Genomic DNA, 12,584 nt, shown 5'->3' with positions numbered 1-12,584 from the left:
ATGCGCGCCGTTCCGGTGGATGACAAGATGACGGTGGCAATCAAAAAGGTCGGCGTGATCGGTTCGGGCCAGATGGGCAATGGCATTGCCCATGTGGCGGCGCTGGCCGGCTTCGATGTGGTGCTCAACGACGTGTCCGGCGACCGGCTGAAGTCGGCGCTGGCGACCATCAACGGCAATCTGACCCGCCAGGTCGCCAAGAAGGGGATCAGCGAGACCGAGCGCAAGCAGGCGCTCGACCGCATCACCTCCTCCGAGACGCTCGATGCGCTCGCCGATTGCGATCTCGTGATCGAGACCGCGGTCGAGAAGGAAGAGACCAAGCGCAAGATCTTCCACGAGGTCTGCGCGGTGCTGAAGCCGGACGCGATCGTCGCGACCAACTCGTCGTCGATCTCGATCACGCGGCTCGCCGCCTCGACCGACCGCCCGGAGAAATTCATCGGCATTCACTTCATGAATCCGGTGCCGGCGATGGAGCTGGTCGAGCTGATCCGCGGCATCGCCACCGACGACACGACCTTCGACACCGCCAAGGCGTTCGTCGCCAAGCTCGGCAAGCAGGTCGCGGTGTCGGAAGATTTTCCCGCCTTCATCGTCAACCGCATTCTGCTGCCGATGATCAACGAGGCGATCTACACGCTGTATGAAGGCGTCGGCAACGTCGAGGCGATCGATGCCGCGATGAAGCTCGGCGCGCACCATCCGATGGGCCCGCTCGAGCTCGCCGATTTCATCGGCCTCGACACCTGCCTGTCGATCATGCAGGTGCTGCACGAGGGATTGGCCGACTCCAAGTACCGGCCGTGCCCGCTGCTGGTGAAGTATGTCGAGGCCGGTTGGCTCGGGCGTAAGTCCCAGCGCGGCTTCTACGACTATCGCGGCGACAAGCCGGTCCCGACGCGGTAATCCACCGCTCGTCAGTTCAGTGCCCGCAGCAGCGCAAGCGTCGCGGGCACGAGACCGACGATCATTGTCACACCCGTTCCAAGACCGAACAGATGCGCCGTCAGCGCGAGACGCTGGCTCGGCGCGTGGTGCGTCATTGCAATGCCTCGCAGGCACGCTTCAGCCGCATGCCGGCTTCCTCGATGATCGATGACGGGTTGGCGAAGCTGATGCGGACATAGGGCGACAGCCCGAGATCCTCGCCGGGGAACACCGCCAGATCGGCCTTTTCAAGCAGGTAGGTCGCAAAATCGCGATCGCTCGCAATCACCTTGCCGTCGGCAGTGCGCTTGCCGATCACGCCGGCGCAACCGGCCAGCAGATAGAACGTGCCTTCCGGCGGTGTGCAGGAGAGGCCGGCGCATTCGTTGACGAGTTCGACAAAGCGATCGCGCCTCGCGCGAAGGATGGCGGCGCGCGCGAGCAGCACATCCTGTGCGCCATCGAGCGCGGCGACCGCAGCGGCCTGGCTGATCGACGATGCGCCGGACGTGGTCTCCGACTGGATCGCGATCATCGCGCTGATCAGCGCCGAAGGGCCGGCGGCATAGCCGATGCGCCATCCCATCATGGCGTAGGACTTGGCGAGACCGCTGACGGTCAGCGTCCGCGGCTTCAGGCGCGGCTCGATGTCCGCAAGCGTCGGCGCGGGCGCGCCGCCAAACACGATGTGCTCGTAGACCCCGTCGGCAAGCACCCAGATGTCCGGATGCCTCAAGAGCACCGTGACGATCTCGGACAGGTCCTCACGCGAATACAGCGCGCCCGAGGGATTGACCGGATTGTTGACCACGACCCAGCGCGTCCGCGGCGATATCGCCGCCTGCAGATCCTCCGCGCGCAGCTTGAAGCCGTTGTTCTGCGCGCACGGCACGACCACGGGCGTGCCGCCTGCCAGCCGCACCTGATCGAGATAGGGCGCCCAATAGGGCGCAGGGACGATCACTTCGTCGCCGGGCGCCAGTGTCGCCAGCAACGCGTTGAACAGCGCCTGCGTCGAGCCGTTGGTGATGACGATCTCATCCAGCCGATAGTCGAGACGATGGTCGCGCAGCAGGGCGGCCTGCACCGCCCGCTTCAGCTCCGGCGTGCCGTCGACATCGGTGTAACGGGTCTCGCTGCGCAATGCCGCTGCATGCGCCGCCGCGATCACATGGTCAGGCGTCGGGAAATCCAGATTGCCCGAGGAAAGCTCGATGATGTCGCGCCCGGCGGCGCGCAGCTCCCGGGCGCGGCGGCGCAGCACCGATGCGGGCGAGGCCTTGATGCCGCTCATGCGCGGCGAGAGGATCGGTGTCGCGGTCATCGGACGTACTGCGCCTCGCCATTGCCGAACGACCAGTTCTCGGGAAGCACCTCGACGAGGTTGATGAAGATGTCCTCACGGCGCAGGCCGGGACCTTCCGTCAGCAGCTCGGCGATCCGTCGATAGAGCTTCTGCTTCTGCGCCACCGGGCGGGTGTTGCTGACCGTGATCTGGATGATCACCAGATCGTCGCTGCGCCTGATGCCGAGGTAATCGGCGCCATAGCTGAAATCGTCGCCGTCATGCTCGGAGATCGTCATGAAGCGATCGCCCTCCGGCACATCGAAGGTCTCGCGCATGGCGCGATAGAGGCTGTCGAGAATCGCCTTGCGGTAGGCGGCGGGCTTGCCCCGGCGCAATGAGACGCGGGTCAGCGGCATGATGGTGGCTCCTGGCGGTCGTTGCTTTCGGCCGACCTTAGGCGCTCCTTGATCATTGAAAAACCGTATGATATCGCATTTCAATGATTGTTAATTGAAATGAATGGCCATGAAGGCACTCGACGTCGAGGCGGTGCAGGCCTTTGTCCTGGTGGCCGACCTCAGCAGCTTCACCCGCGCGGCGCAGGTCATGGAGACCACGCAGTCGGCGGTCAGCCTGAAGATCAGGCGTCTGGAAGACGGGCTCGGACGGCGGCTGCTTGAGCGAACGCCGCGGCTGGTCCGGCTGTCCGCTGAAGGCGCGGCCTTCCTTGGCGCCGCGCGCAATCTGGTTGCCGCGCATCAATCGGCGATCGGCTCATTTGCGGTCGAGCATCGGCGATTGGTCGTCGGCATCAGCCACCACATCGTCGGATCGGAGCTGGCCTCGCTGTTGAAGCGGATGAACGCCACCGATCCCGGCCTGGTGATCCAGCTGCACGTCGACACGTCGCGCGCGGTGCTCGGCGCATTCGACGACGGCAAGCTCGATGCAGCGATCGCGCTGCGCCACGACGCCAGGCGCCGCGACGGCGACGTGCTGTTCGAGGAGCCGTTCGGCTGGATGGCCGCGCCCGATTTTCACCATCGCCCGGGCGAGCCGCTGCGTCTCGCGACGCAAGCCGAGCCCTGCAGCGTGCGGGCCATGGCGGTCGAGGCTCTCGACGCCGCCGGCATCGCCTGGACCGAGGCGTTCGTCGGTGGCGGTCTCTCGACGATCGGGGCCGCGATATCAGCAGGCCTCGCCGTCGCCGCGCTGGCGCGCCGGGTGGCGCCGGCGGATACCGTCGACCTCGGGCCGCGGCTCGGCCTGCCGCCATTGCCGTCGCGCGACGTCATGCTGCACTCGAAGCTGTCGGATGCGCGGACCCGGCAGGCGCTGCGCACCCTCGGCGCGGCTTTTGCGGCGAACGCGGCCTGAGCGTCATTCAAACGATGCGTCAGCCTGACGCTGCCATCCGTTACCCAAGCATTAACTTTCGCGCGCTACCTAAGGTCGAACTTGGGAGTACCGCGTATGGACACGATGAGCATGGTCGCCAGCATCCTCTCGATGCAGCAGGGCAATCTGCAGGGTGAGATCGCGACCCGCGTGACCAAGCAGAACCTCGACGCGGAAAAGTTCGCGGTTCAGACCCTGCTCGGCGCGCCGTCGACCGCCAATCTCGGTGCCGGCATTGGCGGCAACCTCAACGCCGTCGCCTGATCAGAAGCCGGCCGCGGCAGGCGCTAGCGCCGCCTTCACCAGCTTGATCGCATCGTCGCTCGCCCATTCGGCGGGGCCGGCGATATTGGCGATTTCGCAGCCCTTGCCGTCGACCAGCACCGAGGTCGGCATCCCCAGCGCCTTGCCTATGTTCTTAAGGTCCTGAAAGACCTTGGCTTTCCGGTCGCTGAAATAATCCAGCTTGGTCAGATTGGCCTCTTTCAGGAAGTTCTTCGGCTTGTCCGGGTCGCGGGTGTCGATGTTGATCGCGACCACCTCGAAATCCTTGCCGCCGAGCTTGGTCTGCAGGCTGTCGAGCGCCGGCATCTCCTTGCGGCAGGGCACGCACCAGGTCGCCCACAGGTTCACCAGCACGGTCTTGCCGCGCCAGTCCGACAGCTTCTTCGGCTGGCCATTGGCGTCCTCGAAGGCCAGGTCAGGGAGCCTCAAGGGGGTGGTCGCCATGGTCAGCGCCGCGACCTCGCCATGGGCCAGCGGAGCGATCTTCTTGGCCAGATCCACCGCGCTGTTGCAGGCGACGTCGCCGCCGGCGGGATGCCTGAGGCTGGAGACCCCGATATAGCCGAGCACGGCCCCGACCAGCACGGCGCCAACCACCAGCGGGATACGCCGCTTGGCAGTCGGCTTGGCGGTCGGTTCGGATGGGGGCGTCTCGGGCATATCGTTTGTCATCCTGGGTCAGATGTGGCTATGGAGTGCTGGAGCATGATCCGGAAAAGTGCGAAGCGGTTTTCCGAAAAGATCATGCTCATACAACGAGCTAATACGTTCGGAACCGCCATGCTGTTTCGCCGCTACGGCCGATGAAACAGCAGGGCCTGCAATACAAATTCGTGAGCGAGATGTCATGAGCAACAAGATGTGGGGCGGCCGGTTCTCGGAACGTCCCGACGCGATCATGGAGGAAATCAACGTCTCCATCGACGTCGACCGGCACCTTTATGCCCAGGACATTGCCGCGTCCAAGGCCCACGCCGCGATGCTCGCCGCGCAAGGCATTATCACGTCAGCTGATGCGAAAAATATCGGTAAAGGTCTAGACACGATTTTGTCAGAAATCGGCAAGGGCGATTTCGACTTCAAGCGCGCGCTCGAGGACATCCATATGAATGTCGAGTCGCGGCTGTCCGAATTGATCGGGCCCGCGGCGGGCCGGCTGCATACCGCGCGCTCGCGCAACGACCAGGTGGCGACCGATTTCCGGCTCTATGTCCGCGACACCATCGACGAGACAAACGCGGCGCTGGCTGCGTTCCAGCAGGCGCTGGTCACCCGCGCGCTGGAGCATGCCGGAACCGTGATGCCGGGCTTCACCCATCTGCAGACCGCGCAGCCGGTGACCTTCGGCCATCATCTGCTGGCCTATGTCGAGATGGCCGGCCGCGACCGCGGCCGCTTCACCGATGCGCGCAAGCGGCTGAACGAATCGCCGCTCGGCGCCGCGGCGCTCGCCGGCACCTCGTTTCCGATCGACCGCGCCGCGACGGCGAAGGCGCTCGGCTTCGACCGGCCGATGGCCAATTCGCTCGATGCAGTGTCCGACCGCGATTTCGTGCTGGAGACGCTCTCCGCGGCCGCGATCTGCGCGGTGCATATGTCGCGCTTCGCCGAGGAGATCGTGATCTGGACCTCGCCGCTGGTCGGCCTCGTCAGGCTCAGCGACAAGTTCACGACCGGTTCGTCGATCATGCCGCAGAAGCGCAATCCGGACGCGGCCGAGTTGGTGCGCGCCAAGACCGGCCGCGTGATCGGCGCGCTCACTGCGCTCCTGATCGTGATGAAGGGCCTGCCGCTCGCCTATCAAAAGGACATGCAGGAGGACAAGCAGGGCGCGATGGAGGCCTTCGAGGCGCTGTCGCTTGCGATCCGCGCCATGACCGGCATGGTCGAGGATCTGGTGCCGGATGAGGCGAAGATGAAGGCCGCGGCCGGCGAGGGCTACGCCACCGCGACCGACCTTGCCGATTGGCTGGTGCGCAGCCTGAAAATGCCGTTCCGCGATGCTCACCACGTTACCGGGCGGATCGTCGGCCTGGCCTCCAAGCAGGGCGTGGCGCTGCATGAACTCCCCCTGAAGGCCATGCAGGAGGTCGAGCCGAGGATCACGGCCGACGCGTTGAAGGTGCTCAGCGTCGAATCCTCGGTGAAGAGCCGGACCTCGTTTGGCGGCACGGCGCCGAAGAATGTGATGGCGCAGGCCAAGGCCTGGGCCAAGCGGCTGGAAAAAGAGCGAAAATTGGGCTGAACGGGAAAATTTGGCCGTGATTTCTCAGCGCTCCGCCTCTCGCCAGAGCACGCCAATGTTTGTATGGTGCCGCCCGAATTGGGGAATTCGTCGTGATTAGCAAGAACCGCCTGACCCCCTCGGGATGGGCCATCATTGTGCTGAGCGTGTCAGCGCTGGCGCTCGGCGGCTGCGGCCGCAAGGGACCGCTCGACCTGCCGCCGACCGCGAACGCCGCGCCGGGCGCCGCACCGAGCGACACCGAGAGCGAGCGGGCGGCGCAGCCCAGCGTGTTCAATCCGACCTATGGCTCGGATGCCGCGCCGGCCGCGACGCGTGGCAATAAACGGCCCTTCGTGCTCGATCCGCTGCTCGGCAATTAGCTTCTCGAGCATGATCCGGAAAAGTGCGAAGCGGTTTTCCCTCGCGACAAACGCGGAACGCGTTTGCGCGGAGATCATGCTCAAACTACCTAGCGTGTCATGAACCATTTCGACTATCGCAACGGCGTGCTGCATGCCGAGGCGGTCAATCTCATCGAGCTGGCGGAAGCCGTCGGCACGCCGTTCTACTGCTATTCGACGGCGACGCTGGAGCGGCACTACCGCGTCTTCACCGAGGCCTTCGCCGGCGAGAAGGCGCTGGTCTGCTACGCCATGAAGGCGAACTCCAACCAGTCGGTGCTGCGCACGCTGGCCAAGCTCGGCGCCGGCGCCGACGTGGTGTCCGGCGGCGAATTGAAGCGGGCGCTGGCCGCCGGCATCCCGCCGTCGAAGATCCTGTTCTCCGGCGTCGGCAAGACCGAAAGCGAGCTGCGCGCCGCGCTCGCCGCCGACATCCTCTGCATCAATATCGAGTCCGAGCCTGAGCTCGAGATGCTGTCGCGCCTTGCGGTCGAGATGAAGACGACCGCGCGCATCTCGGTGCGGGTCAATCCCGACGTCGATGCCGGCACCCACGCCAAGATTTCGACCGGCAAGTCGGAGAACAAGTTCGGCATCCCGATCGCGCGCGCCCGTGAGGTCTATGCCCGCGCGGCGAAGCTGCCGGGCATCAAGGTCACCGGCACCGACGTGCATATCGGCAGCCAGATCACCGATCTCGGCCCGATGGAGGTCGCCTTCCGGCTGCTCGCCGAGTTCGTGCAGACGCTGCGTGCCGACGGCCACGACATCTCGCACATCGATTTCGGCGGCGGCCTCGGCATTCCCTATTACATGGACCGCGCCGCGCCGCCGGCACCGGATGCCTATGCCGCGATGGTCAAGCGCGTCACGCATAATCTCGGCTGCACGCTGATGTTCGAGCCCGGCCGCCTGATCGTCGGCAATGCCGGCATCCTGGTCAGCCGCGTAATTCATGTGAAGCCGGGCGAGGCCAAGAACTTCGTCATCATCGATGCCGCGATGAACGATCTGATCCGGCCGACGCTGTACGAGGCGCATCACGACATCCTGCCGGTGCGCGAGCCGGCCGCGGGCACGCCGACCATGGTCGCCGACGTGGTCGGTCCGGTCTGCGAGACCGGCGATTATCTCGCGCTCGACCGCGCACTGCCGCAGCCGAAGGCCGGCGATCTCCTCGCGATCATGACCGCGGGCGCCTATGGCGCGGTGCAGTCCGGCACCTACAACACCCGGGCGCTGGTGCCGGAGGTGCTGGTCAAGGACGACCGGTACGCTGTCGTGCGCCCGCGCATCGACGTCGATGCGCTGATCGCGATGGACAAGCCGGCACCGTGGCTGTGAGCGCCGAGATCGCGCCTCATCTTCGGTGTCGTCCTGGCGAAAGCCAGGACCCATAACCACCGAACGCGTTGTTGTGCTCCGCTGGAGCCCCAGCGTGTTCTCACCACAAAGCCCTGTGGTTATGGGTCCCCGGTCGCGCTTCCGCCTTCGCTCGTTGAGCTACGGCGGACAAGTCGCTTGCCCGGGACGACGGTGCTTATTTGGCCGCTCTTGTAGGATGGGTGGAGCGCAGCGATACCCATCAAACTGCATCCGCGCGGCGCGATGATGGGTATCGCTTCGCTCCACCCATCCTACGCCGTCACTTCGCGGCGTGACTGCCACCCTTGCCGCCGCCGACGATCACGCCCGCGGCCTTCTCGATCGGCTTGATCGCCGCGGTGAAATCCGACTCCGGTCCCTCGTCGCGGATGACGACCTCCCAAAGCCGGCCGACCGCTTCGGCGACTTCCATCGAGAGCCCGAGCGCGCGCATTTCCTCGACTGCGAGTCGCACGTCCTTGACCATCAACCCGGTGGCGAAGCCGAAGTCGAAGCTGCGCGGCAGCACCGAGCGCGGAAACTTGTCGCGGCTCGCGGTGTTCAGCCCCGAGCCGGCGTTGATGACGTCGATCATCACGGCCGGATCGAGCCCGGACTTCACGCCCATCACGACAGCCTCTGAGGTCGCGACCATCGCGGTCGCCGACAGGAAGTTGTTGGCGAGCTTCATGGTCTGGCCGGAGCCGGGCTTGGTGCCGATGAAGAACACCTTGCCGATCACGTCGAGCGCGGATTTCACCAGCTCGAAATCGGCGCGCGGGCCCGACACCATCACCGCCAGCGTGCCCTTCTCGGCGCCGGAGACGCCGCCGGAGACCGGGCTGTCGATCTGCACGATGTTCTTTATGGCCAGCAGATCGTTGATCTTCACCGCCATCCGCGAGCCGACGGTGGACAGATCGATGAAGCGCCTCACGCGCGTGCCTTCGATCACGCCGCCTGGGCCGGTCGCGACCTCGAGCGAAGCCTGCAGCGAGGGCAGGCTCGCCATCACGGTCTCGACGCGGTCGGCGATGTCCTTCGGCGACGATGCTGCCGCAGCGCCGAGTGCAACCAACCTGTCGCGCGCGTCCTTGCTGGTGTCGAACACGGTGAGCTTGTGGCCGGCCTCGATCAGCCGGCGCGCCATCGGGAAGCCCATCTTCCCGAGGCCGATGAATCCGATTTCCATGGGTTGTTTCCTCTACGTCGTTATGCGGCGAAGTCGCGTGCCCCGCATTCAATGTCGTCCCGGCGAAGGCCGGGACCCATTACCATCGCGGCTGATTTTGTGCTCCGCTGGAGCCCCCGCATGTTCTCACCACGAAAGCCTGTGGTTATGGGTCCCGGCTTTCGCCGGGACGACGATGCGGAGGCAGCCGGGCCTCACGCCTTGTCGAGCTCGGCGAACACCTCGCGCGCGATGCGGAAGCTGTCGACGCCGGCCGGGATGCCGGCATAGATCGAGACCTGCATGAAGATCTCGCGGATCTCGTCGCGCGACACGCCGTTGGTCAGCGCGCCCTTGATGTGCGCCTTCAATTCGTGCGGCCGGTTCAGGATCGAGATCATCGCGAGGTTGAGCATGCTGCGGGTCTTGCGCGGCAGCTCCTCGCGGCCCCAGACCGCACCCCAGCAATATTCCGTGACCAGTTCCTGGAACGGCTTGTTGAAGCTGTCCGAATTCTTCAGCGCATTGTTGACATAGGCCTCGCCGAGCACCGCCTTGCGGATTTCGAGCCCCTTGTCGTGCGTTTTTTGGTCCATATCGTTTCCTCATGCGTTAAGGCGTTGGTTCGGCCGGGACGTTACGGGGTCGAATCGCCGCAGTCACGCCTTCGTGTTATGCGTAATTCCCGGTGTGGGTTACGCCGGGGAACGGGTGCCTCAAAGCCGCCGCCGTGCTAGGCTGACCTGCCGGCTACCCCGGAGATTTTATTGAGCGGAGCCAACATCGACCCGTCTGACAGCCCGTCACGCGCCGTCCGCGACAGCGATGCGATCGCGCGGCTGAAACTGACCGAGGCTCTGCAGCGGGCAAAATTCGCAATTGCATGGGAACGGGCCTGGCCGCATCTGGCGCGGTTCCTGACGGTTGCAGGGCTGTTCCTGGTCGCGTCCTGGGCCGGGCTGTGGCTGGTGCTGCCGTTTGCCGCACGGCTCGCCGGCGCCGCCCTGTTCGGCCTTGCGGCGCTCGCGGCGCTGTTGCCGCTGGTGCGCTTCCGCTGGCCGAGCCGCGAGGAGGGCCTGAGCCGGCTCGATCGCGGCGCCGGAATCCGCCATCGCCCGGCGACCACGCTCTCCGATACGCTCACCAACAAGGACCCGTTCGCGCTGGCGCTGTGGCAGGCACAGCGCGAGCGCACGCTGGCGTCGATCAAGCGCATCCGCGCCGGCCTGCCGCGGCCGCGCGTTTCGCTGCACGACCCCTGGGCGCTGCGCGCGCTGGTCATCGTGATGCTGGTCGCGACTTATGTCGCGGCCGGCGACGAGCGCGGGCTGCGGGTCGCTTCCGCGTTCGACTGGAACGGCATCATGGCGCCGGCCAATGTCCGGGTCGATGCCTGGGTGACGCCGCCGAACTACACCGGCAAGCCGCCGATCATTCTCTCCAACGCCAACAAGGACGCCAACGCGGCCGACACCACCCCGCTCGCGGTTCCCTCGAGCAGCACGCTCTTGGTGCGCTCCAGCGGCGGCACCATCGACGTCGTGGTCGGTGGCGGCGTCACCGAGGTGGCGCCGGAGGGACAGGCGCCCAAGGGCACCAATGAGCGGCATTTCAAGATCACCGGCGACGGCACCGCGCATGTCCGCGCGCCGGCCGGCCAGCCGCAGTGGAAATTCACCGCGACGCCGGACCGTCCGCCGTCGATTGCGCTCGCCAAGGATCCGGAGCGGCAGGCGCGCGGCGCCTTGCAACTGTCCTACAAGCTCGAGGACGATTACGGCGTGACCGAAGCGCGTGCGCAATTCGCGGCGCGGCCCGCCGATGCGCCCAAGGATCCAACCAAGGAAGCGACCAAGGATGCCGACGGCAAGGCCGCGCAGCCGCGGCCGCTGTTCGAGCCGCCGCAATTCCCGCTGGTGCTGCCGAATGCACGCACCCGCAACGGCGTCGGCCAGACCGTCAAGGACCTCAGCGAAGATCCCTATGCCGGCGCCGACGTGACGCTGACGCTGACCGCCAAGGACGAGGCCGGCAATGAGGGCAAGAGCGAGCCCTTCAACATGCGTCTGCCGGAGCGGCTGTTCACCAAGCCGCTGGCGCGCGCGCTGATCGAGCAACGCCGTATCCTGGCGCTCGATGCCAACCAGAACGGCCAGGTCTACGCCGCGCTCGACGCGCTGATGATCGCGCCCGAGATGTTCATGCCGGAGACCGGCCATTATCTCGGCCTCCACACCGTGGCCCGCCAGCTCGAGGCGGCGCGCACCGACGATCAGCTGCGCGAGGTGGTCGCCAGCCTGTGGGCGCTCGCCGTCACCATCGAGGACGGCAACATCAGCGATGTCGACAAGGCGCTACGCGCGGCGCAGGACGCGCTCAAGCAGGCGCTGGAGCGCGGCGCGAGCGACGAGGAGATCAAGAAGCTCACCGACAATCTGCGCGCGGCGCTGGACAATTTCCTGCGCCAGATGGTCGAACAGTTCCGCAACAATCCGCAGCAGCTCGCGCGTCCGCTCGATCCCAATGCCAAGGTGCTGAGCCAGCAGGATCTCAAGAACATGCTCGATCGCATGGAGCGGCTGTCGCGCTCCGGCGACAAGGATGCGGCGCGGCAGCTGCTCGAACAGATGCAGCAGATGCTGGAAAACCTGCAGATGGCGCAGCCCAATCAGGGCGACGACGACATGCAGCAGTCGCTCAACGAGCTCGGCGACATGATCCGCAAGCAGCAGCAATTGCGCGACAAGACCTTCAAGCAGGGCCAGGATTCCCGCCGCGACCGCATGCGCGGCAAGCAGGGCGATCAGTCGATGGGCGACCTGCAGCAGGATCAGCAGGCGCTGCGCGACCGCCTCAAGAAGCTGCAGGAAGAGCTCGCCAAGCGCGGCATGGGTCCGGATCAGCGCGGCCAGAAGGGCCAAAAGGGTCAGAAAGGCGATCAGGCCCAGCAAGGCGAGCAAGGCGGCGACCAGGGCGACGATGACGGCGACGGGCTCGACCAGGCCGATTCCGCGATGGGCGATGCCTCCGGGCGGCTCGGCGAGGGCAATGCCGACGGCGCGGTGGATTCGCAAGGCCGCGCGCTCGATGCGCTGCGCAAGGGCGCGCAGAGCCTTGCGGACGCGATGCAGCAGGGTGACGGCGACCAGCCCGGCGACAGCCCCGGCAACCGCGCCGGCCGTCAGCAGAGCGGCGGCAACCAGACTGATCCGCTCGGCCGCCCGTTGCACGGCCGCGAATTCGGCGACGATTACACGGTGAAGATCCCCGGCGAGATCGACGTCCAGCGCGTCCGCCGCATTCTCGAGGAACTGCGCCGCCGCCTCGCCGATCCGTCACGCCCGCAGATCGAGCTCGATTACATCGAGCGGCTGCTGAAGGATTATTGATCCCGCCATCATCTTCGCTGTCATCGCCCGGCTTTGACCGGGCGATCCAGGGCGGATTCAACCGCTCGTCGCAACACTCCAGCAAAGGAGGTTGCGATGGAGAAGCGTGTGGGGGCAGACCGTGCTCGAG

Annotated in this window: 13 protein-coding genes; 7 read left to right on the top strand and 6 right to left on the bottom strand. The window is 65.9% G+C overall.

The genetic code is table 11. The features are described from left to right. The first annotated feature begins 27 nt into the window (after window positions 1-27). Window positions 28-909, top strand: a complete 882-nt coding sequence (locus FBZ93_RS21230) for a 3-hydroxybutyryl-CoA dehydrogenase (protein WP_146988183.1) — start codon at window positions 28-30, stop codon at window positions 907-909. Window positions 910-920: 11 nt separating this feature from the next. Here the strand turns inward: FBZ93_RS21230 and FBZ93_RS41765 are convergent, their stop codons facing one another. The 3 genes from FBZ93_RS41765 to FBZ93_RS21220 are packed head-to-tail and all read right to left on the bottom strand — an operon-like array spanning window position 921 to window position 2,634. Further along, window positions 921-1,046: a hypothetical protein gene (locus tag FBZ93_RS41765; protein ID WP_283810831.1), complete on the bottom strand. Its 126-nt coding sequence runs from the start codon at window positions 1,044-1,046 to the stop codon at window positions 921-923. Further along, the gene (locus tag FBZ93_RS21225) at window positions 1,043-2,254 is read right to left on the bottom strand and encodes a pyridoxal phosphate-dependent aminotransferase (RefSeq protein WP_167529147.1); all 1,212 of its coding nucleotides are present in this window, start codon (window positions 2,252-2,254) and stop codon (window positions 1,043-1,045) included. Before FBZ93_RS21225 ends, FBZ93_RS41765 begins: the two co-directional genes overlap by 4 nt. Next, entirely contained in the window at window positions 2,251-2,634 is a 384-nt protein-coding gene (locus FBZ93_RS21220) for a tautomerase family protein (protein ID WP_146988181.1), read from the bottom strand. The genes FBZ93_RS21225 and FBZ93_RS21220 overlap by 4 nt, the downstream gene beginning before the upstream one ends. Before the next feature lie 103 nt (window positions 2,635-2,737). Between FBZ93_RS21220 and FBZ93_RS21215 the strand changes: the two genes are divergently transcribed. Beyond that, window positions 2,738-3,595: a LysR substrate-binding domain-containing protein gene (locus FBZ93_RS21215; RefSeq protein WP_146988179.1), complete on the top strand. Its 858-nt coding sequence runs from the start codon at window positions 2,738-2,740 to the stop codon at window positions 3,593-3,595. A 96-nt stretch (window positions 3,596-3,691) separates the two neighbouring features. After that, window positions 3,692-3,880, top strand: a complete 189-nt coding sequence (locus FBZ93_RS21210; RefSeq protein ID WP_146988177.1) for a putative motility protein — start codon at window positions 3,692-3,694, stop codon at window positions 3,878-3,880. Here the strand turns inward: FBZ93_RS21210 and tlpA are convergent, their stop codons facing one another. Next, a complete protein-coding gene (tlpA, locus tag FBZ93_RS21205) occupies window positions 3,881-4,561 on the bottom strand; it encodes a thiol:disulfide interchange protein TlpA (protein ID WP_146988175.1) in 681 nt (226 codons plus the stop codon). 187 nt (window positions 4,562-4,748) lie between these two features. Between tlpA and argH the strand changes: the two genes are divergently transcribed. The 3 genes from argH to lysA all read left to right on the top strand — a co-directional run bounded on the left by argH (window position 4,749) and on the right by lysA (window position 7,873). Then, window positions 4,749-6,146, top strand: coding sequence for an argininosuccinate lyase (gene argH / locus FBZ93_RS21200; RefSeq protein WP_146988173.1), 1,398 nt, complete (start codon window positions 4,749-4,751; stop codon window positions 6,144-6,146). A 92-nt stretch (window positions 6,147-6,238) separates the two neighbouring features. Continuing rightward, window positions 6,239-6,508 (top strand): LPS translocon maturation chaperone LptM, encoded by a 270-nt coding sequence (lptM, locus tag FBZ93_RS21195; RefSeq protein ID WP_146988171.1) that lies wholly within the window; start codon window positions 6,239-6,241, stop codon window positions 6,506-6,508. Window positions 6,509-6,607: 99 nt separating this feature from the next. Next, window positions 6,608-7,873 (top strand): diaminopimelate decarboxylase, encoded by a 1,266-nt coding sequence (lysA, locus tag FBZ93_RS21190; RefSeq protein WP_146988169.1) that lies wholly within the window; start codon window positions 6,608-6,610, stop codon window positions 7,871-7,873. A 301-nt stretch (window positions 7,874-8,174) separates the two neighbouring features. On the opposite strand, the gene FBZ93_RS21185 is transcribed toward lysA, so the two are convergent. Both FBZ93_RS21185 and FBZ93_RS21180 read right to left on the bottom strand, forming a co-directional pair. Next, on the bottom strand, window positions 8,175-9,086 hold the full coding sequence (locus FBZ93_RS21185; protein WP_146988168.1) for an NAD(P)-dependent oxidoreductase: 912 nt from the start codon (window positions 9,084-9,086) through the stop codon (window positions 8,175-8,177). Window positions 9,087-9,280: 194 nt separating this feature from the next. Further along, complete coding sequence (locus FBZ93_RS21180) at window positions 9,281-9,661, bottom strand: carboxymuconolactone decarboxylase family protein (protein ID WP_050629459.1); 381 nt, start codon at window positions 9,659-9,661, stop codon at window positions 9,281-9,283. A 171-nt stretch (window positions 9,662-9,832) separates the two neighbouring features. Here FBZ93_RS21180 and FBZ93_RS21175 point away from each other — a divergent pair, with 171 nt between their 5' ends. Beyond that, window positions 9,833-12,454, top strand: a complete 2,622-nt coding sequence (locus FBZ93_RS21175; RefSeq protein ID WP_146988166.1) for a TIGR02302 family protein — start codon at window positions 9,833-9,835, stop codon at window positions 12,452-12,454. The last annotated feature ends 130 nt before the right edge of the window (window positions 12,455-12,584 follow it).

The organism is Bradyrhizobium macuxiense (assembly GCF_007993935.1).
In the GTDB taxonomy this organism is placed as follows: domain Bacteria; phylum Pseudomonadota; class Alphaproteobacteria; order Rhizobiales; family Xanthobacteraceae; genus Bradyrhizobium; species Bradyrhizobium macuxiense_A.
The sequence above is the reverse complement of the archived record's forward strand: the minus strand, read 5'-3'. Positions and strand labels throughout refer to the sequence as shown.

Excerpts from the sequence above, each read along its gene's own strand:
- FBZ93_RS21230 (WP_146988183.1), top strand. The coding sequence starts at position 28 with ATGACGGTGGCAATCAAAAAGGTCGGCGTGATCGGTTCGGGCCAGATG.
- FBZ93_RS41765 (WP_283810831.1), bottom strand. The coding sequence starts at position 1,046 with ATGACGCACCACGCGCCGAGCCAGCGTCTCGCGCTGACGGCGCATCTG.
- FBZ93_RS21225 (WP_167529147.1), bottom strand. The coding sequence starts at position 2,254 with ATGACCGCGACACCGATCCTCTCGCCGCGCATGAGCGGCATCAAGGCC.
- FBZ93_RS21220 (WP_146988181.1), bottom strand. The coding sequence starts at position 2,634 with ATGCCGCTGACCCGCGTCTCATTGCGCCGGGGCAAGCCCGCCGCCTAC.
- FBZ93_RS21215 (WP_146988179.1), top strand. The coding sequence starts at position 2,738 with ATGGCCATGAAGGCACTCGACGTCGAGGCGGTGCAGGCCTTTGTCCTG.
- FBZ93_RS21210 (WP_146988177.1), top strand. The coding sequence starts at position 3,692 with ATGGACACGATGAGCATGGTCGCCAGCATCCTCTCGATGCAGCAGGGC.
- tlpA (WP_146988175.1), bottom strand. The coding sequence starts at position 4,561 with ATGCCCGAGACGCCCCCATCCGAACCGACCGCCAAGCCGACTGCCAAG.
- argH (WP_146988173.1), top strand. The coding sequence starts at position 4,749 with ATGAGCAACAAGATGTGGGGCGGCCGGTTCTCGGAACGTCCCGACGCG.
- lysA (WP_146988169.1), top strand. The coding sequence starts at position 6,608 with ATGAACCATTTCGACTATCGCAACGGCGTGCTGCATGCCGAGGCGGTC.
- FBZ93_RS21185 (WP_146988168.1), bottom strand. The coding sequence starts at position 9,086 with ATGGAAATCGGATTCATCGGCCTCGGGAAGATGGGCTTCCCGATGGCG.
- FBZ93_RS21180 (WP_050629459.1), bottom strand. The coding sequence starts at position 9,661 with ATGGACCAAAAAACGCACGACAAGGGGCTCGAAATCCGCAAGGCGGTG.